At 53.2% G+C, this 25536-nt stretch carries 21 protein-coding genes, 4 tRNA genes and 1 riboswitch; of the genes, 20 read left to right on the top strand and 5 right to left on the bottom strand.

From position 1 onward, the window contains the following. Positions 1 to 59: 59 nt before the first annotated feature. Positions 60 to 1010 (bottom strand): type I pantothenate kinase, encoded by a 951-nt coding sequence (gene coaA / locus AC6I8W_RS01130; RefSeq protein ID WP_497836640.1) that lies wholly within the window; start codon positions 1008 to 1010, stop codon positions 60 to 62. Between the two features lie 587 nt (positions 1011 to 1597). On the opposite strand from coaA, the gene AC6I8W_RS01135 reads away from it, so the two are divergent. From AC6I8W_RS01135 to rpoC, 13 genes are all read left to right on the top strand, one after another. Further along, a tRNA-Thr gene (locus AC6I8W_RS01135) sits at positions 1598 to 1673 on the top strand. A gap of 7 nt (positions 1674 to 1680) precedes the next feature. Continuing rightward, positions 1681 to 1765: transfer RNA gene (locus tag AC6I8W_RS01140), tRNA-Tyr, on the top strand. 189 nt (positions 1766 to 1954) lie between these two features. Beyond that, positions 1955 to 2029: transfer RNA gene (locus AC6I8W_RS01145), tRNA-Gly, on the top strand. A 5-nt stretch (positions 2030 to 2034) separates the two neighbouring features. Then, positions 2035 to 2110, top strand: a tRNA-Thr gene (locus AC6I8W_RS01150). A 107-nt stretch (positions 2111 to 2217) separates the two neighbouring features. Next, a complete protein-coding gene (tuf, locus tag AC6I8W_RS01155; protein ID WP_013507398.1) occupies positions 2218 to 3402 on the top strand; it encodes an elongation factor Tu in 1185 nt (394 codons plus the stop codon). Positions 3403 to 3630: 228 nt separating this feature from the next. After that, positions 3631 to 4014: a preprotein translocase subunit SecE gene (gene secE, locus AC6I8W_RS01160; RefSeq protein WP_013507399.1), complete on the top strand. Its 384-nt coding sequence runs from the start codon at positions 3631 to 3633 to the stop codon at positions 4012 to 4014. 1 nt (position 4015) lies between these two features. Continuing rightward, entirely contained in the window at positions 4016 to 4561 is a 546-nt protein-coding gene (gene nusG / locus AC6I8W_RS01165; RefSeq protein WP_013507400.1) for a transcription termination/antitermination protein NusG, read from the top strand. A gap of 145 nt (positions 4562 to 4706) precedes the next feature. Next, entirely contained in the window at positions 4707 to 5135 is a 429-nt protein-coding gene (gene rplK, locus AC6I8W_RS01170) for a 50S ribosomal protein L11 (RefSeq protein ID WP_013507401.1), read from the top strand. Between the two features lie 3 nt (positions 5136 to 5138). Continuing rightward, complete coding sequence (rplA, locus tag AC6I8W_RS01175) at positions 5139 to 5843, top strand: 50S ribosomal protein L1 (protein WP_013507402.1); 705 nt, start codon at positions 5139 to 5141, stop codon at positions 5841 to 5843. Positions 5844 to 6195: 352 nt separating this feature from the next. After that, entirely contained in the window at positions 6196 to 6693 is a 498-nt protein-coding gene (gene rplJ / locus AC6I8W_RS01180; RefSeq protein WP_013507403.1) for a 50S ribosomal protein L10, read from the top strand. Between the two features lie 63 nt (positions 6694 to 6756). Then, entirely contained in the window at positions 6757 to 7119 is a 363-nt protein-coding gene (gene rplL, locus AC6I8W_RS01185; protein WP_013507404.1) for a 50S ribosomal protein L7/L12, read from the top strand. Positions 7120 to 7447: 328 nt separating this feature from the next. Then, entirely contained in the window at positions 7448 to 11476 is a 4029-nt protein-coding gene (gene rpoB, locus AC6I8W_RS01190; RefSeq protein WP_013507405.1) for a DNA-directed RNA polymerase subunit beta, read from the top strand. An 81-nt stretch (positions 11477 to 11557) separates the two neighbouring features. Beyond that, positions 11558 to 15781, top strand: coding sequence for a DNA-directed RNA polymerase subunit beta' (gene rpoC / locus AC6I8W_RS01195; protein ID WP_497836641.1), 4224 nt, complete (start codon positions 11558 to 11560; stop codon positions 15779 to 15781). 60 nt (positions 15782 to 15841) lie between these two features. Here the strand turns inward: rpoC and AC6I8W_RS01200 are convergent, their stop codons facing one another. Next, on the bottom strand, positions 15842 to 16030 hold the full coding sequence (locus AC6I8W_RS01200) for a DUF1127 domain-containing protein (RefSeq protein ID WP_497836642.1): 189 nt from the start codon (positions 16028 to 16030) through the stop codon (positions 15842 to 15844). Positions 16031 to 16204: 174 nt separating this feature from the next. Here AC6I8W_RS01200 and AC6I8W_RS01205 point away from each other — a divergent pair, with 174 nt between their 5' ends. Then, the gene (locus AC6I8W_RS01205) at positions 16205 to 17677 is read left to right on the top strand and encodes an aminotransferase-like domain-containing protein (protein WP_497836643.1); all 1473 of its coding nucleotides are present in this window, start codon (positions 16205 to 16207) and stop codon (positions 17675 to 17677) included. A 25-nt stretch (positions 17678 to 17702) separates the two neighbouring features. On the opposite strand, the gene thiE is transcribed toward AC6I8W_RS01205, so the two are convergent. The 3 genes from thiE to rsd form a co-directional block, all read right to left on the bottom strand. Beyond that, on the bottom strand, positions 17703 to 18338 hold the full coding sequence (gene thiE / locus AC6I8W_RS01210) for a thiamine phosphate synthase (protein ID WP_497836644.1): 636 nt from the start codon (positions 18336 to 18338) through the stop codon (positions 17703 to 17705). Next, on the bottom strand, positions 18335 to 20260 hold the full coding sequence (gene thiC / locus AC6I8W_RS01215; protein WP_497836645.1) for a phosphomethylpyrimidine synthase ThiC: 1926 nt from the start codon (positions 20258 to 20260) through the stop codon (positions 18335 to 18337). The genes thiE and thiC overlap by 4 nt, the downstream gene beginning before the upstream one ends. A gap of 77 nt (positions 20261 to 20337) precedes the next feature. Then, positions 20338 to 20438: riboswitch (TPP riboswitch) on the bottom strand. An 89-nt stretch (positions 20439 to 20527) separates the two neighbouring features. Continuing rightward, complete coding sequence (gene rsd / locus AC6I8W_RS01220; RefSeq protein ID WP_497836646.1) at positions 20528 to 21034, bottom strand: sigma D regulator; 507 nt, start codon at positions 21032 to 21034, stop codon at positions 20528 to 20530. 63 nt (positions 21035 to 21097) lie between these two features. Here rsd and nudC point away from each other — a divergent pair, with 63 nt between their 5' ends. The 6 genes from nudC (at position 21098) to AC6I8W_RS01250 (ending at position 25496) form a co-directional block, all read left to right on the top strand. After that, positions 21098 to 21871 carry an NAD(+) diphosphatase gene (nudC, locus tag AC6I8W_RS01225; protein ID WP_497836647.1) on the top strand — a complete coding sequence of 258 codons (774 nt, stop codon included), beginning with the start codon at positions 21098 to 21100 and terminating at the stop codon, positions 21869 to 21871. Between the two features lie 39 nt (positions 21872 to 21910). Continuing rightward, positions 21911 to 22978, top strand: a complete 1068-nt coding sequence (gene hemE / locus AC6I8W_RS01230) for a uroporphyrinogen decarboxylase (RefSeq protein WP_497836648.1) — start codon at positions 21911 to 21913, stop codon at positions 22976 to 22978. A 2-nt stretch (positions 22979 to 22980) separates the two neighbouring features. Further along, positions 22981 to 23649, top strand: a complete 669-nt coding sequence (gene nfi, locus AC6I8W_RS01235; RefSeq protein ID WP_497836649.1) for a deoxyribonuclease V — start codon at positions 22981 to 22983, stop codon at positions 23647 to 23649. A 62-nt stretch (positions 23650 to 23711) separates the two neighbouring features. Further along, positions 23712 to 24302 (top strand): YjaG family protein, encoded by a 591-nt coding sequence (locus AC6I8W_RS01240; RefSeq protein ID WP_497836650.1) that lies wholly within the window; start codon positions 23712 to 23714, stop codon positions 24300 to 24302. A 188-nt stretch (positions 24303 to 24490) separates the two neighbouring features. Further along, positions 24491 to 24763 (top strand): nucleoid-associated protein HU-alpha, encoded by a 273-nt coding sequence (gene hupA / locus AC6I8W_RS01245; RefSeq protein WP_013507416.1) that lies wholly within the window; start codon positions 24491 to 24493, stop codon positions 24761 to 24763. Between the two features lie 67 nt (positions 24764 to 24830). Next, positions 24831 to 25496: a DUF1481 domain-containing protein gene (locus tag AC6I8W_RS01250; protein ID WP_497836651.1), complete on the top strand. Its 666-nt coding sequence runs from the start codon at positions 24831 to 24833 to the stop codon at positions 25494 to 25496. Positions 25497 to 25536 lie beyond the last annotated feature (40 nt).

A 25536-nucleotide genomic window follows, 5' to 3' on the forward strand; every position in this document is an offset into this window, starting at 1 on the left:
GACAATACGTTCATCACAATGAAGCCCTGATGATTTTCAGGGCTTCATTGTTTGTATAATTATTTTCTTAAGCGGACATGTTGCACGGCATGATCAGCTGATTTCGTCATAATCAGGCTGGCTCGTTCACGGGTTGGTAGAATATTTTCTTTAAGATTTAACCAGTTAATTTCTTTCCACAGACTGCGGGCAATGCCGACAGCATCCTCCTCAGGCAGCTGAGAATAATGATGGAAATAAGAATCTGGATCGCTAAAAGCTCCCTCACGAAATTTAAGAAAGCGATTGATATACCAGCTTTCAAGTAAATCTTCAGGTGCATCTACATATATGGAAAAGTCGACAAAATCCGAGACAAAAACATGATGCGGATCATGTGGGTAATCCATTCCACTTTGCAGCACATTTAAACCTTCAAGAATCAGAATGTCAGGCTGTTGAACAACTTTATCGCCATCCGGAATAACATCATAAATCAGATGTGAGTAAACCGGGGCGGTTACCTGGCTAGCACCGGATTTCAGGTCAGAGACAAAATTGACCAGCCGATGCATATCGTAGGACTGCGGAAAGCCTTTCTTTTTCATTAACCCACGATCTTTCAGCACGGCATTCGGGTGTAGAAAGCCATCAGTAGTGATTAATTCTACTTTGCGATGTTCCGGCCAGCGGCTGAGTAGCGCCTGCAACACACGTGCGGTGGTGCTTTTGCCCACGGCAACACTACCGGCAATGCTGATGATATAGGGTATTTTTTGCCCGTTGGTCCCAAGAAACTGTTCAAGTACGGCCTGACGCCGCAGATTAGAACTGATGTAAAAATTTAACAGGCGCGATAACGGCAAATAAATCTCCGCAACCTCTTCCAGCGAGAGATCCTCGTTGATGCCGCGTAATCGTTCGATTTCACCCTCTGCCAGCGTCATCGGTACTGAGTCACGCAAGGCGGCCCATTGCTGACGATCGAACTCCAGGTAGGGTGTTGTAAGTGGCGTCGTCTTTTTACTCATAAGCATGCATCTGACCGCAAATTCTGGCTCATCTACACCTTGCATCAACAGGCATACAGCGATGTGTCGAACTCAGTTGCACGTCACAGGGGTAATTTAACGAGAACAATGGGCTGGAGGGTAACATCAGTGTGACTTTAAAAAGAAGCAAAATGATAAATGCGAGCACGCTTTCGTAATCGTGCCCACATTTTTCTTGTCACTCAGTAGGTTGTCATAGCAGTTTCTGGTGCGCTCACTCGCAGGCATTTGTAATAGATGACCCCGGATGGGGATGCCCATCCGCACGCAACGAATAATCATTGCGGGCCAGTAAAAAAATGCGCCATGGGGGAAGAATGTTATGCAATGTGCATTGGTTTGCACAGACAGAAGGCAGCGTGACTCAGAATTGTGCGGGCGTTTAGAGAAAAATCTATGTGGAAGGTGAAGGAATTCGCGGGTAAAAAAGCAGCGTCATTGAACAAAAATGCTGCATTTCATGATTGATTTGCGAGGATTTGCACAAATAGTAATCGATAGCGCGATTTTGGCAATTTTTTTGTTGCATCCTGTCCCTGCTCTTCCTAGAATGCGCGTCACTTGATGCCGGCTTAGCTCAGTTGGTAGAGCAACTGACTTGTAATCAGTAGGTCACCAGTTCGATTCCGGTAGCCGGCACCATCAAGTAGGTGGGATTCCCGAGCGGCCAAAGGGAGCAGACTGTAAATCTGCCGTCACAGACTTCGAAGGTTCGAATCCTTCTCCCACCACCATCTCAACCTCTTGGTTGAGCATCAGATGAGGTCGTCATCTGATGGGTGAGTTCAACTCTCTCACCTTCGAATTCAGACTGAGCGTTGGCACAGTCAAGGTTAGCCGGAACACTGGCTAATTCGAATAATAGAAGGTCTTCTTTTATTATTCATAAGCTACAGAAAGAACAGGTAGCCGAGTTCCAGGATGCGGGCATCGTATAATGGCTATTACCTCAGCCTTCCAAGCTGATGATGCGGGTTCGATTCCCGCTGCCCGCTCCAGATGTGCTGATATGGCTCAGTTGGTAGAGCGCACCCTTGGTAAGGGTGAGGTCCCCAGTTCGACTCTGGGTATCAGCACCACTTCCTTTATCTCTCTCCTGATTCTCTCTCTGTAAAACTAACAGTCAGGCATAGCCTGGTTGATGTGACGATATCTTTGATATATCCATGTCTTAGAGGGACAAGCGATGGCTAAAGAGCAATTTCAACGTAACAAACTGCACGTAAACGTGGGCACCATCGGTCACGTTGACCACGGTAAAACCACTCTGACTGCTGCAATCACCACCGTACTGGCTAAAACCTACGGCGGCCAGGCTCGTGCATTCGACCAGATCGACAATGCGCCGGAAGAGAAAGCTCGTGGTATCACCATCAACACTTCTCACGTTGAGTACGAAACCCCGACTCGCCACTACGCGCACGTTGACTGCCCGGGCCACGCCGACTATGTGAAAAACATGATCACCGGTGCTGCGCAGATGGACGGTGCAATCCTGGTTGTTGCTGCGACTGACGGCCCGATGCCGCAGACTCGTGAGCACATCCTGCTGGGTCGTCAGGTAGGCGTTCCTTACATCATCGTGTTCCTGAACAAGTGCGACATGGTTGATGACGAAGAGCTGCTGGAACTGGTTGAGATGGAAGTGCGTGACCTGCTGTCACAGTATGACTTCCCGGGCGACGACACGCCGATCGTACGTGGTTCAGCGCTGAAGGCACTGGAAGGCGACGCAGAGTGGGAAGCGAAAATCGTTGAGCTGGCTGGTCACCTGGATACTTACATCCCGGATCCGGTTCGTGCTATCGACCTGCCGTTCCTGCTGCCGATCGAAGACGTATTCTCAATCTCTGGCCGTGGTACTGTAGTAACCGGTCGTGTAGAGCGCGGTATCGTTAAAGTTGGCGACGAAGTAGAAATCGTTGGTATCAAAGCGACTGCGAAATCAACCTGTACTGGCGTTGAAATGTTCCGCAAACTGCTGGATCAGGGTCAGGCGGGTGAAAACTGTGGTGTTCTGCTGCGTGGTATCAAGCGTGAAGACATCCAGCGTGGTCAGGTACTGGCTAAGCCGGGCACCATCAAGCCGCACACTCAGTTCGAATCAGAAGTGTACGTACTGTCTAAAGATGAAGGCGGCCGTCATACTCCGTTCTTCAAAGGCTACCGTCCTCAGTTCTACTTCCGTACTACCGACGTAACGGGCTCAGTAGAACTGCCGGAAGGTGTTGAGATGGTAATGCCGGGCGACAACATCAAAATGGTTGTTACCCTGATTCACCCGATCGCCATGGACGAAGGTCTGCGCTTCGCAATCCGCGAAGGCGGCCGTACCGTTGGTGCGGGCGTTGTTGCTAAAGTTATCGCTTAATCCCGATAATATTTGACGCAATGCACACGGAAAGGGCATCATTTGATGCCCTTTTTGCACGCTGTTGTATAGAACCTGGCTCATCAGTGATTTTCGGTCATAATCATTGCTGAGACAGGCTCTGTTAAGCGGTGCAGGATACCGGGTTATGGCTTAAGAGTTTACCCGGTTTGGATGCCTCGCCACGCGGGGCAGAATAGTTTCTGGATTATAGTGGCAGGTTGGTTTATGAGTGCGAATACCGAAGCTCAAGGGAGCGGACGCGGCCTGGAAACCGTAAAATGGCTGGTCGTTGCCGTATTACTGGTTGTCGCTATTGTTGGTAATTACTACTACCGCGATGTGACACTGCCTTTACGTGCACTGGCCGTAGTGGTTCTGATTGCAGTGGCAGGCGGCGTTGCGTTGCTGACCACGAAAGGCAAAGCGACAGTTGCGTTTGCGCGTGAAGCAAGAACCGAGATGCGTAAGGTCATTTGGCCGACTCGCCAGGAAACGCTGCACACCACGTTAATCGTTGCCGCGGTAACTGCCGTGATGTCACTGATTTTGTGGGGACTGGATGGTATTCTTGTCCGCCTTGTATCGTTTATCACTGGCCTGAGGTTCTGAGATGTCTGAAGCTCCAAAAAAACGCTGGTACGTCGTGCAGGCGTTTTCCGGTTTCGAAGGCCGCGTAGCCCAGTCGCTGCGTGAGCACATCAAATTGCACAACATGGAAGAGTTGTTTGGCGAAGTCATGGTACCGACTGAAGAAGTCGTAGAAATCCGTGGTGGCCAGCGTCGTAAAAGCGAGCGCAAGTTCTTCCCAGGTTACGTACTGGTTCAGATGGTAATGAATGATGCCAGCTGGCATCTGGTGCGTAGCGTACCGCGTGTGATGGGCTTCATTGGTGGTACATCAGACCGTCCAGCCCCGATCAGCGATAAAGAAGTGGATGCGATCATGAACCGCCTGCAGCAGGTGGGTGATAAGCCGCGTCCAAAAACGCTGTTCGAGCCGGGCGAAATGGTTCGCGTCAACGACGGTCCGTTTGCCGACTTCAACGGTGTGGTGGAAGAGGTGGATTACGAAAAAAGCCGCCTGAAAGTTTCTGTTTCCATCTTTGGTCGTGCTACCCCTGTCGAGCTGGATTTCAGCCAGGTAGAAAAAGGCTAACGCCCGAAACATTTTTATAGTTGCAGCAGGCGCGGAATTTATCTACAATTTCGCGCCTTTTGTTTTTATGCGCTGGCGACAGCGCGTGAATTGTCATCACGGGGAGCCTGCTTTTCAGGCGCTATAACCCAATAGAGGAAATATCATGGCTAAGAAAGTACAAGCCTATGTCAAGCTGCAGGTTGCAGCTGGTATGGCTAACCCGAGCCCGCCGGTTGGTCCAGCTCTGGGTCAGCAGGGCGTTAACATCATGGAATTCTGTAAAGCGTTCAACGCTAAGACCGAATCTTTGGAAAAAGGTCTGCCGACTCCTGTTGTTATCACCGTATACAGCGACCGTTCTTTCACCTTCGTTACCAAAACACCTCCGGCTGCCGTTCTGCTGAAAAAAGCAGCGGGCATCAAGTCTGGTTCTGGTAAGCCGAACAAAGACAAAGTCGGTAAAGTAACCCGTGCTCAGGTACGTGAAATCGCAGAAACCAAAGCTGCGGACATGACTGGTGCTGACGTAGAAGCGATGACTCGCTCTATCGAAGGTACTGCTCGTTCCATGGGCCTGGTAGTGGAGGACTAAGAAATGGCTAAGCTGACCAAGCGCATGCGCGTGATCCGTGACAAAGTTGATGCAACTAAACAGTATGACATCAACGAAGCTGTTGCTCTGCTGAAAGAACTGGCTACTGCTAAGTTTGTAGAGAGCGTAGACGTTGCTGTTAACCTCGGCATCGATGCTCGTAAATCTGATCAGAACGTACGTGGTGCAACTGTACTGCCGCACGGTACTGGTCGTTCAGTACGCGTTGCCGTATTTACCCAGGGCGCTAACGCTGAAGCTGCTAAAGCAGCTGGCGCAGAGCTGGTAGGTATGGAAGATCTGGCTGACCAGATCAAAAAAGGCGAAATGAACTTTGACGTTGTTATTGCTTCTCCGGATGCAATGCGCGTTGTTGGCCAGCTCGGCCAGGTTCTGGGCCCGCGCGGTCTGATGCCAAACCCGAAAGTTGGTACTGTGACGCCGAACGTTGCTGAAGCGGTTAAAAACGCTAAAGCTGGTCAGGTTCGTTACCGTAACGACAAAAACGGCATCATTCATACCACCATCGGTAAAGTGGACTTCGACGCTGACAAACTGAAAGAAAACCTGGAATCTCTGCTGGTTGCGCTGAAAAAAGCAAAACCTGCTCAGGCGAAAGGCGTGTACATCAAGAAAGTTAGCCTGTCCACCACCATGGGCGCTGGCGTTGCCATCGACCAGGCTGGTCTGAACGCAGCAGCAAACTAATTGCTGCTTGAAACGGGCGAAAAATTCATCTAGAATCTTACGCCCGTTGTTCTGGTTGAACGTTCAATTCAGAACCAAGATTCATAGTGAATGAAAAAAAGAGGTTCATCCCTTTGTTTTTCAGGCACTAAGGTTGGAGCCAGGCCTTATCCTGGCCTCCGTCCAAGACCGCAGGAGCGCGACATCTTCGGATGAAACGCTTAATCCCCTGCGTAGACGGTGACAGAACCACAAAGAATTTTTTCTTAACTGGATTCTGCTCACCGTGTAAAAGCGCTTATTGCCTTCGGGTGAATAAGTGAAGTGAGTTCCGGGGAAATCCTTCCCCGGTCAAATCCAGGAGCAAAAGCTAATGGCATTAAATCTTCAAGACAAACAAGCGATTGTTGCTGAAGTCAGCGAAGTAGCCAAAGGCGCGCTGTCAGCGGTTGTTGCGGATTCCCGTGGCGTTACCGTTGATAAAATGACCGAACTGCGTAAAGCAGGTCGTGAAGCTGGCGTTTACATGCGTGTTGTTCGCAACACCCTGCTGCGCCGCATCGTTGAAGGTACTCAGTTCGAGTGCCTGAAAGACACGTTTGTTGGTCCGACCCTGATTGCATATTCTATGGAACACCCGGGCGCTGCTGCTCGTCTGTTCAAAGATTTCGCGAAAGCGAATGCAAAATTCGAGGTCAAAGCTGCAGCCTTTGAAGGTGAGCTGATCACGGCGGCCAATATTGACCGTCTGGCGACTCTGCCGACTTACGAAGAAGCACTGGCACGTCTGATGTCGACCATGAAAGAAGCCGCTGCAGGCAAACTGGTCCGCACTCTGGCTGCTGTTCGCGACGCAAAAGAAGCGGCTTAAGCCTTACTCTTTTTCTTCGTGCTTTAACGCATAAACTTATACTGATTCTTAGGAACAATTGTTATGTCTATCACTAAAGACCAAATCCTGGAAGCCGTTGCCGCAATGTCCGTAATGGAAGTTGTTGAGCTGGTTTCTGCTATGGAAGAAAAATTCGGCGTTTCTGCTGCTGCTGCTGTAGCTGTTGCTGCTGGCCCGGCTGAAGCTGTTGAAGAGAAAACTGAATTCGACGTGATCCTGAAAGCTGCTGGCGCGAACAAAGTTGCAGTAATCAAAGCTGTTCGTACCGCAACTGGTCTGGGCCTGAAAGAAGCCAAAGATCTGGTTGAAGCAACTGGCGTGATCAAAGAAGGCCTCAGCAAAGCTGACGCTGCTGCTCTCGAAGCACAGCTGAAAGAAGCTGGCGCAGAAGTTGAAGTTAAGTAAGACAACCCCCGGGTTGCAGTCTGAGTAGTTTCAGACTGATGGCTGGTGACTTTTTAGTCACCAGCCTTTTTGCGCTACAGGGGAATGATGGCGTTTCGCACTGTTTGTCCATTGTTTCTCTTCAATATCTTTTTCTATCGACGCCTTAATATATCGCTTTCCTGTGAGGGTTCCCTGCCCGTACAACGGCGATGAAATGATTTAAGAGTGATAGAAAGATGTATTGCATGGGGTGCTGAGCATCGCATGAAAAACAAAATAGTGTTGCATGAACTGTCCCTTCAGGACGGACAGCGTGGGTCGACTTGTCAGCTAGCTGAGGAACCCTATGGTTTACTCCTATACCGAGAAAAAACGTATTCGTAAGGATTTTGGTAAACGTCCGCAAGTGCTGGACATACCTTATCTCCTTTCTATCCAGCTTGACTCGTTCCAGAAGTTTATCGAGCAAGATCCAGAAGGTCAGTATGGACTGGAAGCTGCCTTCCGTTCCGTATTCCCGATCGCGAGCTACAGCGGCAACTCTGAGTTGCAGTATGTCAGCTACCGTCTGGGTGAACCTGTCTTTGACGTAAAAGAATGTCAGATCCGTGGTGTGACTTTCTCTGCACCGCTGCGCGTCAAGCTGCGTCTGGTGATCTACGAGCGCGAAGCGCCGGAAGGCACCGTTAAAGACATTAAAGAGCAAGAAGTGTACATGGGCGAAATCCCGCTCATGACTGAAAACGGTACCTTTGTTATCAACGGTACTGAGCGTGTTATCGTTTCTCAGCTGCATCGTAGTCCTGGCGTGTTCTTTGACAGCGATAAGGGTAAAACGCACTCTTCCGGTAAAGTGCTGTATAACGCACGTATCATCCCTTACCGCGGTTCATGGCTCGACTTCGAGTTTGACCCGAAAGACAACCTGTTCGTCCGTATTGACCGTCGCCGTAAGCTGCCGGCCAGTATCATCCTGCGTGCGCTGCATTACACCACGGAGCAGATTCTTGATCTGTTCTTCGAAAAAGTGGTGTTCGAAATCCGCGACAACAAACTGCAGATGGAACTGGTGCCTGAGCGCCTGCGTGGTGAAACCGCCTCCTTCGATATCGAAGCCAACGGCACGGTGTACGTTGAGAAAGGTCGTCGTATTACCGCTCGCCACATCCGTCAGCTGGAAAAAGACAATATCCAGCACATCGAAGTCCCGGTTGAATACATCGCCGGCAAAGTGGTAGCGAAAGACTATATCGATCAGAACACCGGTGAGTTGATCGTTGCAGCGAACATGGAGTTGTCACTGGATCTGCTGGCAAAACTGAGCCAATCCGGTCACAAGCGCATTGAAACGCTGTTCACCAACGATCTGGATCACGGTCCGTACATTTCTGAGACGCTGCGTGTTGACCCAACCAACGATCGCCTGAGCGCGCTGGTTGAGATCTACCGCATGATGCGTCCTGGCGAGCCGCCGACGCGCGAAGCTGCAGAAAACCTGTTCGAGAACCTGTTCTTCTCTGAAGATCGTTACGATCTGTCTGCGGTTGGCCGCATGAAGTTCAACCGTTCTCTGCTGCGTGACGAGATCGAAGGTTCCGGTATCCTGAGCAAGTCTGACATCATCGAAGTGATGAAGAAGCTCATCGATATCCGTAACGGTAAAGGCGAAGTGGATGATATCGACCACCTCGGCAACCGTCGTATCCGTTCTGTTGGCGAAATGGCAGAAAACCAGTTCCGTGTTGGTCTGGTGCGTGTAGAGCGTGCGGTGAAAGAGCGTCTGTCTCTGGGCGATCTCGATACCCTGATGCCTCAGGACATGATCAACGCCAAGCCGATTTCAGCAGCCGTTAAAGAGTTCTTCGGTTCCAGCCAGCTGTCTCAGTTTATGGACCAGAACAACCCGCTGTCTGAGATCACGCACAAGCGTCGTATTTCAGCCCTCGGCCCAGGCGGTTTGACCCGTGAACGTGCTGGCTTCGAAGTCCGTGACGTACACCCGACTCACTATGGTCGTGTATGTCCAATCGAAACGCCGGAAGGTCCGAACATCGGTCTGATCAACTCGTTGTCCGTGTACGCACAGACTAACGAATATGGCTTCCTGGAAACGCCGTACCGTCGCGTGGTTGACGGTAAAGTGAGTGACGAGATCCATTACCTCTCTGCAATTGAAGAGGGTAACTTCGTTATTGCTCAGGCGAACACCAACCTGGCCGACGACGGTTCATTCGTTGACGATCTGGTTACCTGTCGTAGCAAAGGCGAATCAAGCCTGTTCAGCCGCGATCAGGTTGACTATATGGACGTTTCGACCCAGCAGGTGGTTTCTGTTGGTGCGTCACTGATCCCGTTCCTGGAACACGATGACGCCAACCGTGCATTGATGGGTGCAAACATGCAACGTCAGGCCGTTCCGACTCTGCGTGCTGATAAGCCGCTGGTTGGTACGGGTATGGAGCGTGCGGTTGCGGTTGACTCCGGTGTAACAGCCGTAGCTAAACGTGGCGGTACTATCCAGTACGTTGATGCCTCACGTATCGTGATCAAGGTTAACGAAGATGAGATGTACCCAGGCGAAGCGGGCATCGATATCTACAACCTGACCAAATACACCCGTTCGAACCAGAACACCTGCATCAACCAGATGCCGTGTGTCTCTCTGGGCGAACCGATTGAGCGCGGCGACGTGCTGGCTGACGGCCCGTCTACCGACCTCGGTGAACTGGCTCTGGGCCAGAACATGCGCGTAGCGTTCATGCCGTGGAACGGTTACAACTTCGAAGACTCCATCCTCGTTTCTGAGCGTGTTGTCCAGGAAGACCGTTTCACTACCATCCACATTCAGGAACTGGCTTGTGTGTCTCGTGACACCAAACTGGGGCCAGAAGAGATCACCGCTGACATCCCGAACGTGGGTGAAGCTGCGCTCTCCAAACTGGATGAATCCGGTATCGTTTACATCGGTGCTGAAGTGACCGGTGGTGACATTCTGGTTGGTAAGGTAACACCGAAAGGTGAAACCCAGCTGACGCCAGAAGAGAAACTGCTGCGTGCGATCTTCGGTGAAAAAGCGTCTGACGTAAAAGATTCGTCACTGCGCGTGCCGAATGGCGTTTCCGGTACGGTTATCGACGTTCAGGTCTTTACTCGCGATGGCGTGGAAAAAGACAAACGTGCGCTGGAAATCGAAGAGATGCAGCTGAAGCAGGCGAAGAAAGACCTGTCTGAAGAACTGCAGATCCTCGAAGCTGGCCTGTTCGGTCGTATCCAGGCGGTACTGATCTCGGGTGGTGTTGAGGCTGAGAAGCTGGACAAGCTGCCGCGTGAGCGCTGGCTGGAGCTGGGCCTGACCGACGAAGAGAAGCAGAACGCACTGGAGCAGCTGGCTGAGCAGTATGACGAGCTGAAGCACGAGTTTGAGAAGAAACTTGAAGCGAAGCGTCGCAAGATCACACAGGGCGATGATCTGGCACCAGGTGTGCTGAAAATCGTTAAGGTGTATCTGGCGGTTAAACGTCAAATCCAGCCTGGTGACAAGATGGCAGGTCGTCACGGGAACAAAGGTGTTATCTCTAAGATCAACCCGATCGAAGATATGCCTTACGATGAGAACGGCACGCCGGTCGACATCGTACTGAACCCGCTGGGCGTACCGTCACGTATGAACATCGGTCAGATCCTGGAAACCCACCTGGGTATGGCGGCAAAAGGTATTGGTGAGAAGATCAATGCCATGCTGAAGAAGCAGGAAGAAGTCGCCAAACTGCGTGAGTTTATCCAGCGTGCTTACGATCTGGGCACTGACGTGCGTCAGAAAGTTGACCTGAACACCTTCAGCGATGATGAAGTGCTGCGTTTGGCAGAGAACCTGAAAAAAGGTATGCCGATTGCAACGCCAGTGTTTGATGGTGCGAAAGAAAGCGAAATCAAAGAGCTGCTGCAGCTCGGCGGTCTGCCTTCTTCCGGTCAGATCACCCTGTTCGACGGCCGTACCGGTGAGCAGTTTGAGCGTCAGGTAACCGTAGGTTACATGTACATGCTGAAACTGAACCACCTGGTCGACGACAAGATGCACGCCCGTTCCACCGGTTCTTACAGCCTGGTTACTCAGCAGCCGCTGGGTGGTAAAGCACAGTTCGGTGGCCAGCGCTTCGGTGAGATGGAAGTGTGGGCACTGGAAGCATACGGTGCCGCCTATACCCTGCAGGAAATGCTGACCGTTAAGTCTGATGACGTGAACGGCCGTACGAAGATGTATAAAAACATCGTCGATGGCAACCATCAGATGGAACCGGGCATGCCGGAATCCTTCAACGTATTGTTGAAAGAGATTCGCTCGCTGGGTATCAACATCGAGCTGGAAGACGAGTAAGCACTCGCATTTGTACTGGTTATGGGATGTTCGGCTCAGGTCGAACATCCCTGAGAGTCTCACTCCGACGGGAGCTAATCCGTGAAAGACTTACTTAAGTTTCTGAAAGCGCAAACTAAAACCGAAGAGTTTGATGCGATCAAAATTGCTCTGGCTTCGCCAGACATGATCCGTTCCTGGTCTTTTGGTGAAGTTAAAAAGCCTGAAACCATTAACTACCGTACCTTCAAGCCGGAGCGTGACGGTCTTTTCTGTGCCCGTATTTTCGGACCGGTAAAGGATTACGAGTGCCTGTGCGGTAAGTACAAGCGCCTGAAACACCGTGGTGTGATTTGTGAGAAGTGTGGCGTTGAAGTCACGCAGACCAAAGTGCGTCGTGAGCGTATGGGCCATATCGAACTGGCTTCGCCGACTGCACACATTTGGTTCCTGAAATCACTGCCGTCCCGTATCGGTTTGCTGCTGGATATGCCGCTGCGTGACATCGAGCGCGTGCTGTACTTCGAATCCTATGTGGTTGTCGAAGGTGGCATGACCAACCTCGAAAAACGTCAGATCCTGACTGAAGAGCAGTACCTTGACGCGCTGGAAGAGTTCGGTGACGAATTCGACGCGAAGATGGGTGCGGAAGCTATCCAGGCCCTGTTGAAAAACATGGATCTGGAGCAGGAGTGCGAGCAGCTGCGTGAAGAGTTGAACGAAACCAACTCTGAAACCAAGCGTAAGAAGCTGACCAAGCGTATCAAGCTGCTGGAAGCGTTCGTCCAGTCTGGCAACAAGCCAGAGTGGATGATCCTGACCGTGCTGCCGGTACTGCCGCCGGATCTGCGTCCGCTGGTTCCGCTGGATGGTGGTCGTTTCGCTACCTCGGATCTGAACGATCTGTATCGTCGCGTGATCAACCGTAACAACCGTCTGAAACGTCTGCTGGATCTGGCTGCGCCGGATATCATCGTACGTAACGAAAAACGTATGTTGCAGGAAGCGGTTGATGCGTTGCTGGATAACGGCCGTCGTGGTCGCGCCATCACTGGCTCGAACAAACGTCCGCTGAAATCACTGGCAGACATGATCAAAGGTAAGCAGGGTCGTTTCCGTCAGAACCTGCTGGGTAAACGTGTTGACTACTCTGGTCGTTCGGTTATCACCGTAGGTCCATACCTGCGTCTGCATCAGTGCGGTCTGCCGAAGAAAATGGCACTGGAGCTGTTCAAACCGTTCATCTACGGCAAGCTGGAACTGCGTGGCCTGGCCACCACCATCAAAGCCGCGAAGAAAATGGTTGAGCGCGAAGAAGCTGTCGTTTGGGATATCCTGGACGAAGTGATCCGCGAACACCCGGTACTGCTGAACCGTGCACCAACCCTGCACCGTCTGGGTATCCAGGCGTTTGAACCGGTTCTGATCGAAGGTAAAGCGATCCAGCTGCACCCGCTGGTTTGTGCGGCATATAACGCCGACTTCGATGGTGACCAAATGGCAGTTCACGTACCGCTGACGCTGGAAGCCCAGCTGGAAGCGCGTGCGCTGATGATGTCTACCAACAACATTCTGTCTCCAGCGAACGGCGAGCCAATCATCGTTCCGTCTCAGGACGTTGTTCTGGGTCTGTACTACATGACCCGCGACAAAGTGAACGCCAAAGGCGAAGGCATGGTGCTGACTGGCCCGAAAGAAGCTGAGCGTGTTTACCGCGCTGGCTTGGCTGAGCTGCATGCCCGCGTAAAAGTGCGTATCACCGAGTACAGCAAAAACGAACAGGGCGATTTCGTTGCCAAAACCAGCCTGATCGACACCACCATTGGTCGTTCGATCCTGTGGATGATCGTGCCGAAAGGTCTGCCTTACTCCATCGTCAACCAGGCGCTGGGTAAAAAGGCAATCTCCAAAATGCTTAACACCTGTTACCGCATTCTGGGCCTGAAGCCGACCGTTATCTTTGCTGACCAGACCATGTACACCGGCTTTGCCTATGCAGCCCGTTCTGGTGCCTCTGTTGGTATCGACGACATGGTTATCCCGGCGAAGAAAGCTGAGATCATCGCGGAAGCGGAAGCAGAAGTTGCTGAGATCCAGGAACAGTTCCAGTCTGGTCTGGTAACCGCTGGCGAACGTTACAACAAAGTTATCGATATCTGGGCCGCCGCTAACGAACGCGTTTCCAAAGCGATGATGGATAACCTGCAGACTGAAACCGTGATCAACCGTCATGGCGAAGAAGAGAAGCAGGTTTCCTTTAACAGCATCTACATGATGGCCGACTCCGGTGCGCGTGGTTCTGCGGCACAGATTCGTCAGCTGGCAGGTATGCGTGGTCTGATGGCGAAGCCAGATGGCTCCATCATCGAAACGCCGATCACCGCGAACTTCCGTGAAGGTCTGAACGTACTCCAGTACTTCATCTCAACGCACGGTGCGCGTAAAGGTCTGGCGGATACCGCACTGAAAACCGCGAACTCCGGTTATCTGACCCGTCGTCTGGTTGACGTGGCACAGGACCTGGTGGTGACCGAGGACGATTGTGGCACCTTCGAAGGTATCATGATGACCCCGGTTATCGAGGGTGGCGATGTTAAAGAGCCGCTGCGTGAGCGTGTACTGGGTCGTGTGACTGCAGAAGACGTGCTCAAGCCGGGCACTGCCGACATCCTGATCCCGCGTAACACTCTGCTGGATGAGCATTGGTGTGACGTGGTTGAGCAGAACTCTGTCGACGCCATCAAAGTGCGTTCGGTTGTAGGCTGTGAAACCGACTTCGGTGTGTGTGCACACTGCTACGGTCGCGATCTGGCACGTGGTCACATCATCAATAAAGGTGAGGCCATCGGCGTTATCGCAGCACAGTCCATCGGTGAGCCGGGTACTCAGCTGACGATGCGTACGTTCCACATCGGTGGTGCGGCATCTCGTGCGGCTGCTGAATCCAGCATTCAGGTGAAAAACAAAGGTACTATCAAGCTGACCAACGCGAAGACCGTTACCAACTCCACGGGTAAACTGGTTATCGTTTCGCGTAACGTTGAGCTGAAAATGATCGACGAGTTCGGTCGTACCAAAGAAAGCTATAAAGTGCCTTACGGTGCGGTGATGGCGAAAGGTGATGGTGAGCAGGTCAATGCGGGCGAAACCGTAGCGAACTGGGATCCGCATACCATGCCGGTAATCACTGAAGTGAACGGTTTTGTCCGCTTCACCGATATGATCGACGGTCAGACCATTACCCGTCAGACTGACGAGTTAACCGGTCTGTCTTCACTGGTGATTCTGGACTCTGCTGAGCGTACTGCTGGTGGTAAAGATTTGCGTCCGGCACTGAAAATCGTTGATGCCAATGGCGACGACGTTCTGATCCCGGGCACTGACATGCCGGCTCAGTACTTCCTGCCGGGCAAAGCGATTGTTCAGTTGGAAGATGGCGTGAAGATCAGCGCGGGTGACACACTGTCGCGTGTTCCGCAGGAATCTGGCGGTACCAAGGACATCACCGGTGGTCTGCCGCGCGTTGCGGATCTGTTCGAAGCGCGTCGTCCGAAAGAGCCAGCAATCCTGGCGGAGATCAGCGGTATCATCTCCTTCGGTAAAGAGACCAAAGGTAAGCGTCGTCTGGTAATCACCCCGGTTGATGGCAGCGATCCGTACGAAGAGATGATTCCGAAATGGCGTCAGCTCAACGTATTTGAAGGTGAGCGCGTTGAACGTGGTGACGTGGTTTCTGACGGTCCGGAATCTCCGCACGACATTCTGCGTCTGCGTGGTGTTCATGCGGTGACCCGTTACATCACTAACGAAGTGCAGGAAGTTTACCGTCTGCAAGGCGTTAAGATTAACGATAAGCACATTGAAGTTATCGTGCGTCAGATGCTGCGTAAAGCGACCATCGTTAGCGCAGGAAGCACTGACTTCCTGGAAGGTGAGCAGGCGGAGTTCTCTCGTATCAAGATCTCCAACCGCGATCTGGAAGCGAACGGTAAGTTGGGCGCTACCTACATGCGTGACCTGTTGGGTATCACCAAAGCGTCTCTGGCAACCGAGTCGTTCATTTCTGCAGCATCGTTCCAGGAGACCACGCGTGTCCTGACCGAAGCCGCGGTAGCAGGCAAGCGTGATGAACTGCGCGGTCTGAAAGAGAACGTTATCGTGGGTCGTCTGATCCCGGCCGGTACTGGTTATGCTTACCATCAGGATCGTATGCGTCGCCGTCAGGCGGGTGAAGCGCCGGTTGCACCGCAGGTGACTGCGGATGAAGCCTCTGCAAGCCTGGCTGAACTGCTGAACGCCGGTCTCGGCGGTAGCGACGACGAGTAATCACTCGTACGCCAGCCAATAAAAAACCCTGCTTCGGCAGGGTTTTTTTTCGTCTGTATGTTAGCGGCGACGGTCGATGTCTCCACGCGCCAGACCAATATCGCGCAATTGGGTATCACTCAGGTGCGACAGGATGCGTCGGGTTTGTCGACGAGCGTACCAGCTTTTCACTAATTGTTTCAGTGCGCGGTACATATCCAGCAAAGTCACGTTGAAGGGTTTCGCTGCACGGTTTTGTTCGAATTCCATTATTCTGCCCTCGGTATGATGTCTGAGAAGCATTGTCCGTTCTCCACTCATTTCAATACAGATTCAAAAAACACATTTTTTAAACATACAGATTGCGCTGTGAGCGATCTGAATGGTAAAAAATCATCTAATCTGTACTGGTTCTCATCCATCGAAAATTACGTGAGGCATACGATGACCCGTTACCAGCATCTGGCTTGTCTGCTTTCTGACCGCATTGAGCAGGGGTTGTACCGCAGCGGTGAACGATTGCCATCGGTGCGTACGCTCAGTATTGAACATGGCGTGAGCATCAGTACCGTCCAGCAGGCTTATCATTTGCTGGAGGAAAAGCAGCTGATCGTGCCGCAACCTCGCTCCGGCTATTTTGTGGCGACGCGTAAAGCTACGCCGCCCGTCCCGGCAATCACGCGCCCCGCTCAACGCCCGGTAGAGATCACCCAGTGGGAATCGGTACTGGAGCTACTCAGCAGTCGCATCGAAGGGGATATGATTCAACTGGGCAGCGGCATCCCGGATCTGACGCAGCCAACCCTGAAACCGCTGTGGAAAATTCAGAGTCGTATGGCGCAGAGGCAGGATATTAACCTGTTGAGCTACGACACCTTATTGGGGCTCACATCGTTGCGTGAACAGGTGGCTCGTCTGACGATTGATAGCGGTTGCCAACTTAGCGCTGACGACATTGTGGTGACAACCGGTTGCCATGAAGCGCTGTCGGTCTCTATCCGTGCCGTTTGCGAGCCTGGCGACATCATCGCAGTGGAATCACCCACTTTCCACGGCACCATGCAAACGTTGCGCGGCTTTGGCATTCGCGCGATTGAAATCCCGACCGACTCGGTGACTGGCATCAGCCTTGAAGCGCTGGAGCTGGCGTTCGAGCAGTGGCCGATTAAAGCGGTAGTAGTGGTGCCCAATTGTAATAACCCGCTGGGTTTTATCATGCCGGAAGCGCGTAAACGGGCGCTGCTGACGCTGGCGCAACGCTTTGATGCCGCGATTATTGAAGATGATGTTTATGGTGAGCTGGCGTGGGAATATCCGCGTCCCCTCAGTATTAAGTCGCTGGATATGGATGGCCGTGTGCTGTTGTGTAGCTCGTTTTCCAAAACGCTTTCACCCGGCCTGCGTGTCGGCTGGGTAGCACCGGGACGTTACCGCGAACGGGTGCTGCACATGAAATATATCGGCACCGGTTCATCCGCGACTGTGACGCAGCACGTGGTAGCGGAGTTCATTCGTCTTGGTCATTATGGACCGCACCTGCGCCGCATGCGCCAAGTTTATCAACGTAATTATGAGACCTTTAGCTGCTGGGTGCGCCACTATTTCCCGTGCGGGATTTGCGTATCACGGCCGCAGGGGGGCTTTCTGATGTGGATTGAACTACCGGAAGCCTTCGATGCGGTACGCCTGAATACGGAGCTGCGTGCGTCGAAAATTCAGGTGGCGGTTGGCTCGCTATTTTCTGCCTCGGGCAAGTATCGTAACTGCCTGCGTCTCAACTATGCGCTGCCGATCACCGATGCCACCGAACAAGCGATAGCGCTGGTGGGTGCTGCGGTCGAACGCGCAATGATGGCCTGTAGCGGCGCGATTAATCGCGCGGATTTTCCTGGCATCGAGCAAGAAATGGCGCGATAAATCGCGCCGCTACGCCAACAGGGTTTTACGCCGTGACTGTCGGTTCCGCCAGCGCCAGCAACTCATGCGTAGCCGCCAGCCAGTCTGGTGCCTGGGTGATGGCGCTCACCACCGCGATGCTACCTACGCCGGTAGCCAGCACTTCAGGCGCACGCGCCAGTGAAATACCGCCAATGGCTACCGTCGAAATACCCTGCAAACGCTCCAGATGACGTTTCAACTCAGCAATGCCTTGTGGCTCAGACGGCATCTCTTTAGTTTGTGTCGCGAAAATATGCCCCAAGGCGATATACGAGGGGAGCAGCGTCAGCGCCCGATCCAGTTCGGCATCATCATGGGTGGATAAGCCGAGGCGTAAACCTGCCTGGCGAATCGCCTCCAGATCGGCTACATCAAGATCTTCTTGTCCAAGATGGACACCATAAGCGTTATAGCGAATCGCTAAGCGCCAGTAATCATTGATAAACAGGCGAGCACGATACTTTTTGCCGAGTGCGATAGCATCACGCACCGCCTCTTCGACTTCATGGTCTTCGCAATCTTTAATTCGTAGCTGAATGGTGCGTACACCCGCTTCCAGCAAACGGGCAATCCACTCAACGCTATCGACAACCGGATACAGCCCTAAACGCGGGGCGGTACTGGGGAAGGGGGCGGTCATACATTTTCCTCTTTCAGGGCATCGACGGCATGATACAGCTCACCGCCACGGCTGCGGAAGGCATCGGACATCTGCGCCATGCCAATTTCAATCGGCTGGGCTTCAGCCTGTTGGCGGGCGGCAAACTCACGCACTTCCTGGGTGATTTTCATGGAGCAGAATTTCGGGCCACACATGGAGCAGAAATGCGCCACTTTGCCCGACTCCTGCGGTAGCGTTTCGTCGTGATAAGCGCGGGCGGTGTGCGGATCCAGTGCGAGGTTGAACTGATCTTCCCAGCGGAACTCGAATCGCGCTTTCGACATGGCGTTATCACGGATCTGAGCGCCGGGATGGCCTTTCGCCAGATCGGCAGCATGTGCCGCAATTTTATAGGTGATCAGCCCCTGCTTCACATCTTCCTTATTGGGCAGACCCAGATGCTCTTTGGGGGTGACGTAGCACAGCATCGCGCAGCCGAACCAGCCAATCATCGCAGCACCAATGCCGGAAGTGAAATGATCGTAGCCGGGGGCGATATCGGTGGTCAGCGGGCCAAGGGTATAGAAGGGGGCTTCGTGGCAATGTTCCAGCTGCTCGGTCATATTGCGGCGAATCATCTGCATCGGCACATGGCCCGGACCTTCGATCATCACCTGCACATCATATTCCCAGGCCAGTTTTGTCAGTTCACCTAGCGTGTGCAACTCAGCAAATTGCGCTGTATCGTTGGCATCCTGAATCGAACCCGGACGCAGCCCATCCCCCAGCGACAGCGCAACATCATAGGCAGCGCAGATCTCACAAATCTCACGAAAGTGCAGGTACAGGAAGCTTTCCTGATGATGCGACAGGCACCACTTCGCCATGATCGAACCGCCACGCGAAACGATGCCGGTCAGACGCTTCGCCGTCATCGGCACATAACGCAGCAGCACACCGGCGTGGATGGTGAAGTAGTCCACGCCTTGCTCGGCCTGCTCCAGCAAGGTGTCACGGAAGATCTCCCAATTCAAATCTTCCGCAATGCCGTTCACTTTCTCCAGCGCCTGATAAATCGGTACGGTGCCAATCGGCACCGGGCTGTTACGCAAAATCCACTCACGTGTTTCGTGAATATAACGGCCCGTCGAGAGGTCCATCACCGTGTCGGCTCCCCAGCGTGTTGACCACACCAGCTTTTCCACTTCCTCTTCAATCGAGGAGCTGACCGCCGAGTTGCCGATGTTGGCATTCACTTTAACCAGAAAGTTGCGGCCAATGATCATCGGCTCAGATTCAGGGTGGTTGATGTTGGACGGGATGATGGCACGCCCTGCGGCGACTTCCTGGCGCACAAATTCAGCGGTGATATCCTCCGGCAGGTGCGCGCCAAAACTGTGGCCTGGATGCTGTTGCAGCAATACCTCGCCACGGATACGCTCGCGTCCCATATTTTCACGCAACGCAATAAACTCCATTTCGGGGGTAATGATGCCCTGACGTGCATAGTGAAGTTGGGTGACGCAGCGACCGGATTTGGCGCGTCGCGGCTGGGGCAAATGTTCAAACCGCAGGTGATCCAGCCCCTCATCCGCCAGGCGCTGCTGAGTATAGTCGGAGCTGAGTTGGTCGATGGTTTCACTGTCCCCGCGTTCAGCGATCCACTCCGCACGCAGTTTGGCCAGTCCTTGATGGACATCAATCGTTGCTTGCGGATCGCCGTAAGCGCCCGCCGTGTCGTACACCGGCACCGGCTCGTTGGTTTCGTATTGCGGATTGTCTTTGCTGCCGCCGATCAGGGTCGGACTAAGCTGAATCTCCCGCATCGGTACGCGAATATCAGCACGGCTGCCGGTGATCCAGATGCGTGTTGAGTTTGGGAAAGCGGTGCCTTGTAGGGAATCAATAAATTCTTGCGCCTGGGCGCGTTGTTCACGACGAGACGTTTTTGCGACAGACATAGCAAGTTTCCTGTAAATGATGGAAGTTGCTTGTCCGGAGTCCGGAAGGAGTAACAGAAACGGCGCACGCACCGACTGTGATATTTACTCTTGTTCCCTTCGCAGGTACTAACCTGATCAGGTTCCGCGGATCCCGAATTAACGGTCTCAGCCCAAGTGGGCACTCCGACAAGAAAATAGTTACGGTGTTAAACCGTAAAACAGATAAAGCCCTCGTAGCATAGAAGGGCTTTTTACGAATAACAAGTCTTTTACAAATGCAGGATTCTACGCAGGACGGGCAATGATGCTTTCATTTGCCACCGGCGTGCGTGCCAGCTGATTATCCCACGCCAGATGCACCAGCTTGTCTTCCAGCGTGAAACGTGACTCCAGCACTTCCCCCACTTCAGACAAGGCTTGCTGAAAGGTGGCGCAGTTATCATCGGTGATGGCCTGTTGCAGATGACCGTCATACAGCTGCATCATTCGTTCGGTATTCGCCTCCAGTAGCGGATAAATCTGTGCGGCGGCAATTAGGGGGCTGTCACCCTGCATCTCATTGATAATCCGCTCATAAATACTGAAATGACCAACGGAAAGATAATCCACCAGGTTGTGGCAAAACGCATCCAACGCCTGCTCATCAAGGGCGCTTAAGGCGTCTTTTTTTGGCTTCATGCCAATCAACTGATAATAGTTAACCAGCAGCTGACGACGCGCGTGTAGCCATGAATCGACCAATTCGTTACCGCGGCCTACACGCTCGGTCAGGTCGTCTAACTGAGTAAGCATACGAGGCTCCATGTGGGTTATAGTGGTTCATTCCGCGAATAGACGCTAAGGATGACGATTTAAATGCAACGTGAGATCTCAAGCGTAGACGCTGGCTGGTGGATTGTCAGCTATGAACAAAAACTTTGGCTGCCGCAGGGTGAGTTGCCGCACGGTGTTGCAGAACAGTATGGCCTGACAGGCAGCAGCGGCATGGTGATTGGCGAATGGCAGGGTGAAAATGTCTGGCTGATCCGTGAGGCACGTCCTGACAATATGGGTTCAGTTCGGCAGTTGATCGACGAAGATGTCGGCCTGTTTCAGCTCGCCGGACGTGGCGTGCAACTGGCGGAGTTCTATCGTTCACATCGCTGGTGCGGTTATTGCGGCCACGAAATGCACCTGAGCAAACGTGAGTTCGCTTGCCTGTGCGGCCACTGCCGTGAACGGTACTATCCGCAAATCGCGCCCTGCATCATTGTGGCGATCCGACGCGGTGATGAGATCCTGCTGGCGAACCACGCGAAGCATCGCAACAACGTCTACACCGTGCTGGCCGGTTTTGTTGAGGTGGGGGAAACCCTCGAACAAGCGGTGGCGCGCGAAGTGATGGAAGAGAGCAACGTGCGGGTGAAAAACGTACGCTATGTCACCTCACAACCCTGGCCGTTTCCTCATTCGCTGATGATGGCTTATATGGCGGAATACGAGGGAGGCGAGCTACAGCATGACGGCAAAGAGCTGCTGGATGCCGGCTGGTTCCGCTACGATGCGTTACCCTTATTACCGCCCCCAGGCACCGTGGCGCGACGCCTGATTGAAGATACCGTTGCCCAGTGTCGCGCCAGCGCGATGTGAAAATGCTACACTGGCTTCCTGCCAGTGAGAGAGCCAATTATGAGTGAACTGAAGAACGATCGTTATCTACGCGCCCTGTTACGTCAACCGGTGGATGTCACCCCGGTGTGGATGATGCGACAAGCCGGGCGTTATCTGCCGGAATATAAAGCCACGCGCGCTCAGGCCGGTGACTTTATGTCGCTGTGTAAAAATGCTGAGCTGGCGTGCGAAGTCACGCTGCAACCGCTGCGCCGCTATGCGCTGGATGCGGCTATCCTCTTCAGCGATATCCTCACCATCCCGGATGCCATGGGGCTGGGCCTGTACTTTGAAACTGGGGAAGGTCCACGTTTCTCTAATCCCATTACCTGCCGCGCCGATGTCGACAAACTGCCGGTGCCTGATCCTGAGCAAGAGCTGGGTTATGTGATGAATGCGGTGCGTACCATCCGTCATAACCTGAAAGGTGAAGTGCCGTTGATCGGTTTCTCCGGTAGCCCGTGGACGCTGGCAACTTATATGGTTGAAGGCGGCAGTAGCAAAGCCTTCACCAAAATCAAAAAGATGATGTACGCCGAGCCGCAGACGCTGCATGCGTTGCTGGATAAACTGGCCGATAGCGTGATCCTCTATCTGAATGCGCAGATCAAAGCCGGTGCACAATCGATCATGGTGTTTGACACCTGGGGCGGTGTGCTGACCGGGCGTGATTATCGTGAGTTCTCGCTTTACTACATGCACAAAATTGTCGATAGCGTACTGCACGAGAGCGAAGGCCGTCGCGTGCCGATCACCCTGTTCACCAAAGGGGGCGGCCAGTGGCTGGAAGCGATAGCGGAGACCGGCTGTGATGCGCTGGGTCTGGACTGGAGCACCGATATTGCGGATGCACGTCGTCGCGTCGGCCATAAAGTTGCGTTGCAGGGCAATATGGACCCGTCAATGCTCTATGCCCCTCCGGCCCGTATCGAACAGGAAGTGGCAGGTATCCTCGAAGGTTTTGGCAAGGGTGAAGGCCACGTCTTCAATCTGGGGCACGGCATCCATCAAGACGTGCCGCCAGAGCATGCCGGAGCCTTTGTTGAGGCAGTGCATCGTCTGTCACGTCCTTACCATCAGGACTAACGATGGATTTAGCGGCGCTACGCACGGAACAGCAACAGCGCGCAGCTGACGTAGTGCGGCAGGACGATTTTGAGGTGCTGCCGCCCCGTTGGATTGCCGGTGCCGACGTGGGGTTTGAACAGGGCGGTGAGGTGACGCGTGCCGCTCTGGTGATTCTTGAGTATCCCTCACTACAGCTGGTGGAACATCAGATTGCCCGTATCAGCACCACCATGCCCTATATCCCCGGTTTTTTATCGTTCCGTGAAGTGCCTGCGTTACTGGCTGCGTGGCAGCAACTCCAGCATCAGCCGGATCTGTTATTTGTCGATGGGCACGGCATCTCGCATCCACGTCGGCTCGGTGTGGCGGCGCATTTTGGCCTGCTGGTTGATGTACCGACCATCGGTGTGGCAAAGCGGCGCTTATGCGGCCAATTTGATACGCTGGATGAGGCTCCGGGCAGCTGTCAGCCCTTGCTGGATAAAGGCGAGCAACTGGGCTGGGTATGGCGTAGCAAGGCACGCTGCAACCCACTTTTCATCTCGACCGGTCATCGTGTCAGTACCGACAGCGCATTGCAGTGGGTAGAAAACTGCATGGCGGGCTATCGCTTACCCGAGCCGACGCGCTGGGCGGATGCAGTGGCTTCCGGTCGTCCAGCCTTTCTGCGCAGGCAAAATGCGCGTTGACGCTGTTTGCGCGCGGCTTTTGCGGTACACTGCCGCCAGCTAAACTATTGAGAGCAAGTTTGATGTTACAGAATCCCGTCCATTTACGCCTGGCGAAGCTGGAAAGCTGGCAGCACGTCACCTTTATGGCCTGTCTGTGCGAACGTATGTACCCTAACTATTGGGCCTTCTGTCAGCAGACCGAATTCGCCGATCCGCAGCTGTATCGCCGTATGCTCGATCTGGTGTGGGAAAGCCTGACGGTCAAAGACGCTAAAATCAATTTCGACAGCCAACTTGAGAAGCTGGAAGCGGCGATCCCCAACGGGGACGATTTTGATATCTACGGGGTACATCCGGCGATTGATGCCTGCGTGGCATTGAGTGAAGTGTTGCATGCGCAGCTCAGTGGGGAAACCCTGGAACATGCCATAGAGGTCAGTCGTACCTCCATTACCACCGTTGCGATTCTCGAAATGACTCAGGCCGGGCGCGAAATGAGCGATGAAGAGTTGCGCGAAAACCAGGCGATTATTGACGAATGGGATTTGCAGTGGGAGATTTTTCGCCTGCTGGCAGAGTGCGAGGAGCGTGACCTGGAACTGATTAAAGGGTTACGTTCTGACCTGCGCGAAGCGGGAATCAGTAACATCGGTATAATTTTTCAGCAATAAGGCGAGAAAACGTGACTTCAGGCCCGAATTAGCGCGCCTGGAGGCTTCACATCGGCCCCCTGTCTGGTCTACATTTGGGGGGCTGAAAATTGTGGCTATCGGTGCGTGCAGGCTGAAGAGTGCCAGAATATGGCTTTTCCCTCGCACTCGTTGCTTAGCAAGCGATAAATACACTTTAAGGATAACTTATGAACAAGACTCAACTGATTGATGTGATCGCGGAAAAAGCAGACCTGTCAAAAACCCAGGCTAAAACTGCTCTGGAATCTACTCTGGCTGCGATCACTGAGTCTCTGAAAGATGGTGATGCTGTACAACTGGTTGGTTTTGGTACTTTTAAAGTGAACCACCGCGCTGAGCGTACCGGTCGCAACCCGCAGACTGGCAAAGAGATCAAAATCGCTGCGGCAAACGTACCGGCGTTCGTCTCTGGTAAAGCGCTGAAAGACGCTGTTAAATAAGTTTCCGCGACGCGGTATAGCTTTAAAAGAGGGGCGACACCGCCCCTTTTTGTTTCCGGGGCCTCTCATGCTGAAACGTTACCATCAGCGCGTCTGCGCCCTGCTATGTGGTGCGCTGCTAACGGGCTGTAGCACCACTCCTGATCTTCCTGCCTTTACAGCCAGCGGTTATCTTGCCGATCGTGGCGTGGTACGCATCTGGCGCAAAAATAGCGACAATCAATCTGTTCACATGCGAACCGTCTTCACGCCATTTAATGGCGCTGCGATGGAGACCGCGGATTATAGCTGGCTGGACAACAATCTTATCAGCGTGCAACGTCAGGTCGCGGGCGACCAGCCGGATGACGTTACGTTACGTTTCGATCAGCAGGGCAAGCTCAATTTTATGCAGCGGCAACTGGCCGGACGACGTGAAGCAGTGAGCAGCGACAGCGTTGAGCTGTATCGCTTTGATGCACAGCGGATGCTAGCGCAGAGCAATGCTTTACTGAATGGCCGTGTCTTGCTGAGCCAGGGGCACTGGCTGGGCGATACTCAGGTACGTACCTGTGAAGGGAAGGTGATCAATGCGCCTTTCGATAACAACATGCTGGCAACGCTGGCGCAGCAGCAGCGCAGTGCATCAGCACCGTTGATGGTTGCATGGCTGGAAGCGCCTGAAGGGGTGCAGTTGTTGCATATCACGCCGACGGATGAATGCAGCTGGCAGCCGAAAGAAAGCGAGTTCTGACGGCCAGAAAACAGAAGGGGCACTGTGCGTGCCCCTTGTG

This window comes from Pantoea sp. X-Soil-TKNS-1211 (assembly GCF_059730495.1).

Bases quoted from the DNA above. Each gene is read 5' to 3' on its own strand.
- rsd (WP_497836646.1), bottom strand. From the start codon at position 21,034: ATGCTTACTCAGTTAGACGACCTGACCGAGCGTGTAGGCCGCGGTAAC.
- tuf (WP_013507398.1), top strand. From the start codon at position 2,218: ATGGCTAAAGAGCAATTTCAACGTAACAAACTGCACGTAAACGTGGGC.
- nudC (WP_497836647.1), top strand. From the start codon at position 21,098: ATGCAACGTGAGATCTCAAGCGTAGACGCTGGCTGGTGGATTGTCAGC.
- rplL (WP_013507404.1), top strand. From the start codon at position 6,757: ATGTCTATCACTAAAGACCAAATCCTGGAAGCCGTTGCCGCAATGTCC.
- thiE (WP_497836644.1), bottom strand. From the start codon at position 18,338: ATGACCGCCCCCTTCCCCAGTACCGCCCCGCGTTTAGGGCTGTATCCG.
- hemE (WP_497836648.1), top strand. From the start codon at position 21,911: ATGAGTGAACTGAAGAACGATCGTTATCTACGCGCCCTGTTACGTCAA.
- AC6I8W_RS01240 (WP_497836650.1), top strand. From the start codon at position 23,712: ATGTTACAGAATCCCGTCCATTTACGCCTGGCGAAGCTGGAAAGCTGG.
- rplA (WP_013507402.1), top strand. From the start codon at position 5,139: ATGGCTAAGCTGACCAAGCGCATGCGCGTGATCCGTGACAAAGTTGAT.
- secE (WP_013507399.1), top strand. From the start codon at position 3,631: ATGAGTGCGAATACCGAAGCTCAAGGGAGCGGACGCGGCCTGGAAACC.
- AC6I8W_RS01205 (WP_497836643.1), top strand. From the start codon at position 16,205: ATGACCCGTTACCAGCATCTGGCTTGTCTGCTTTCTGACCGCATTGAG.
- AC6I8W_RS01200 (WP_497836642.1), bottom strand. From the start codon at position 16,030: ATGGAATTCGAACAAAACCGTGCAGCGAAACCCTTCAACGTGACTTTG.
- AC6I8W_RS01250 (WP_497836651.1), top strand. From the start codon at position 24,831: ATGCTGAAACGTTACCATCAGCGCGTCTGCGCCCTGCTATGTGGTGCG.
- coaA (WP_497836640.1), bottom strand. From the start codon at position 1,010: ATGAGTAAAAAGACGACGCCACTTACAACACCCTACCTGGAGTTCGAT.
- hupA (WP_013507416.1), top strand. From the start codon at position 24,491: ATGAACAAGACTCAACTGATTGATGTGATCGCGGAAAAAGCAGACCTG.
- nfi (WP_497836649.1), top strand. From the start codon at position 22,981: ATGGATTTAGCGGCGCTACGCACGGAACAGCAACAGCGCGCAGCTGAC.
- rplK (WP_013507401.1), top strand. From the start codon at position 4,707: ATGGCTAAGAAAGTACAAGCCTATGTCAAGCTGCAGGTTGCAGCTGGT.
- nusG (WP_013507400.1), top strand. From the start codon at position 4,016: ATGTCTGAAGCTCCAAAAAAACGCTGGTACGTCGTGCAGGCGTTTTCC.
- thiC (WP_497836645.1), bottom strand. From the start codon at position 20,260: ATGTCTGTCGCAAAAACGTCTCGTCGTGAACAACGCGCCCAGGCGCAA.
- rplJ (WP_013507403.1), top strand. From the start codon at position 6,196: ATGGCATTAAATCTTCAAGACAAACAAGCGATTGTTGCTGAAGTCAGC.
- rpoB (WP_013507405.1), top strand. From the start codon at position 7,448: ATGGTTTACTCCTATACCGAGAAAAAACGTATTCGTAAGGATTTTGGT.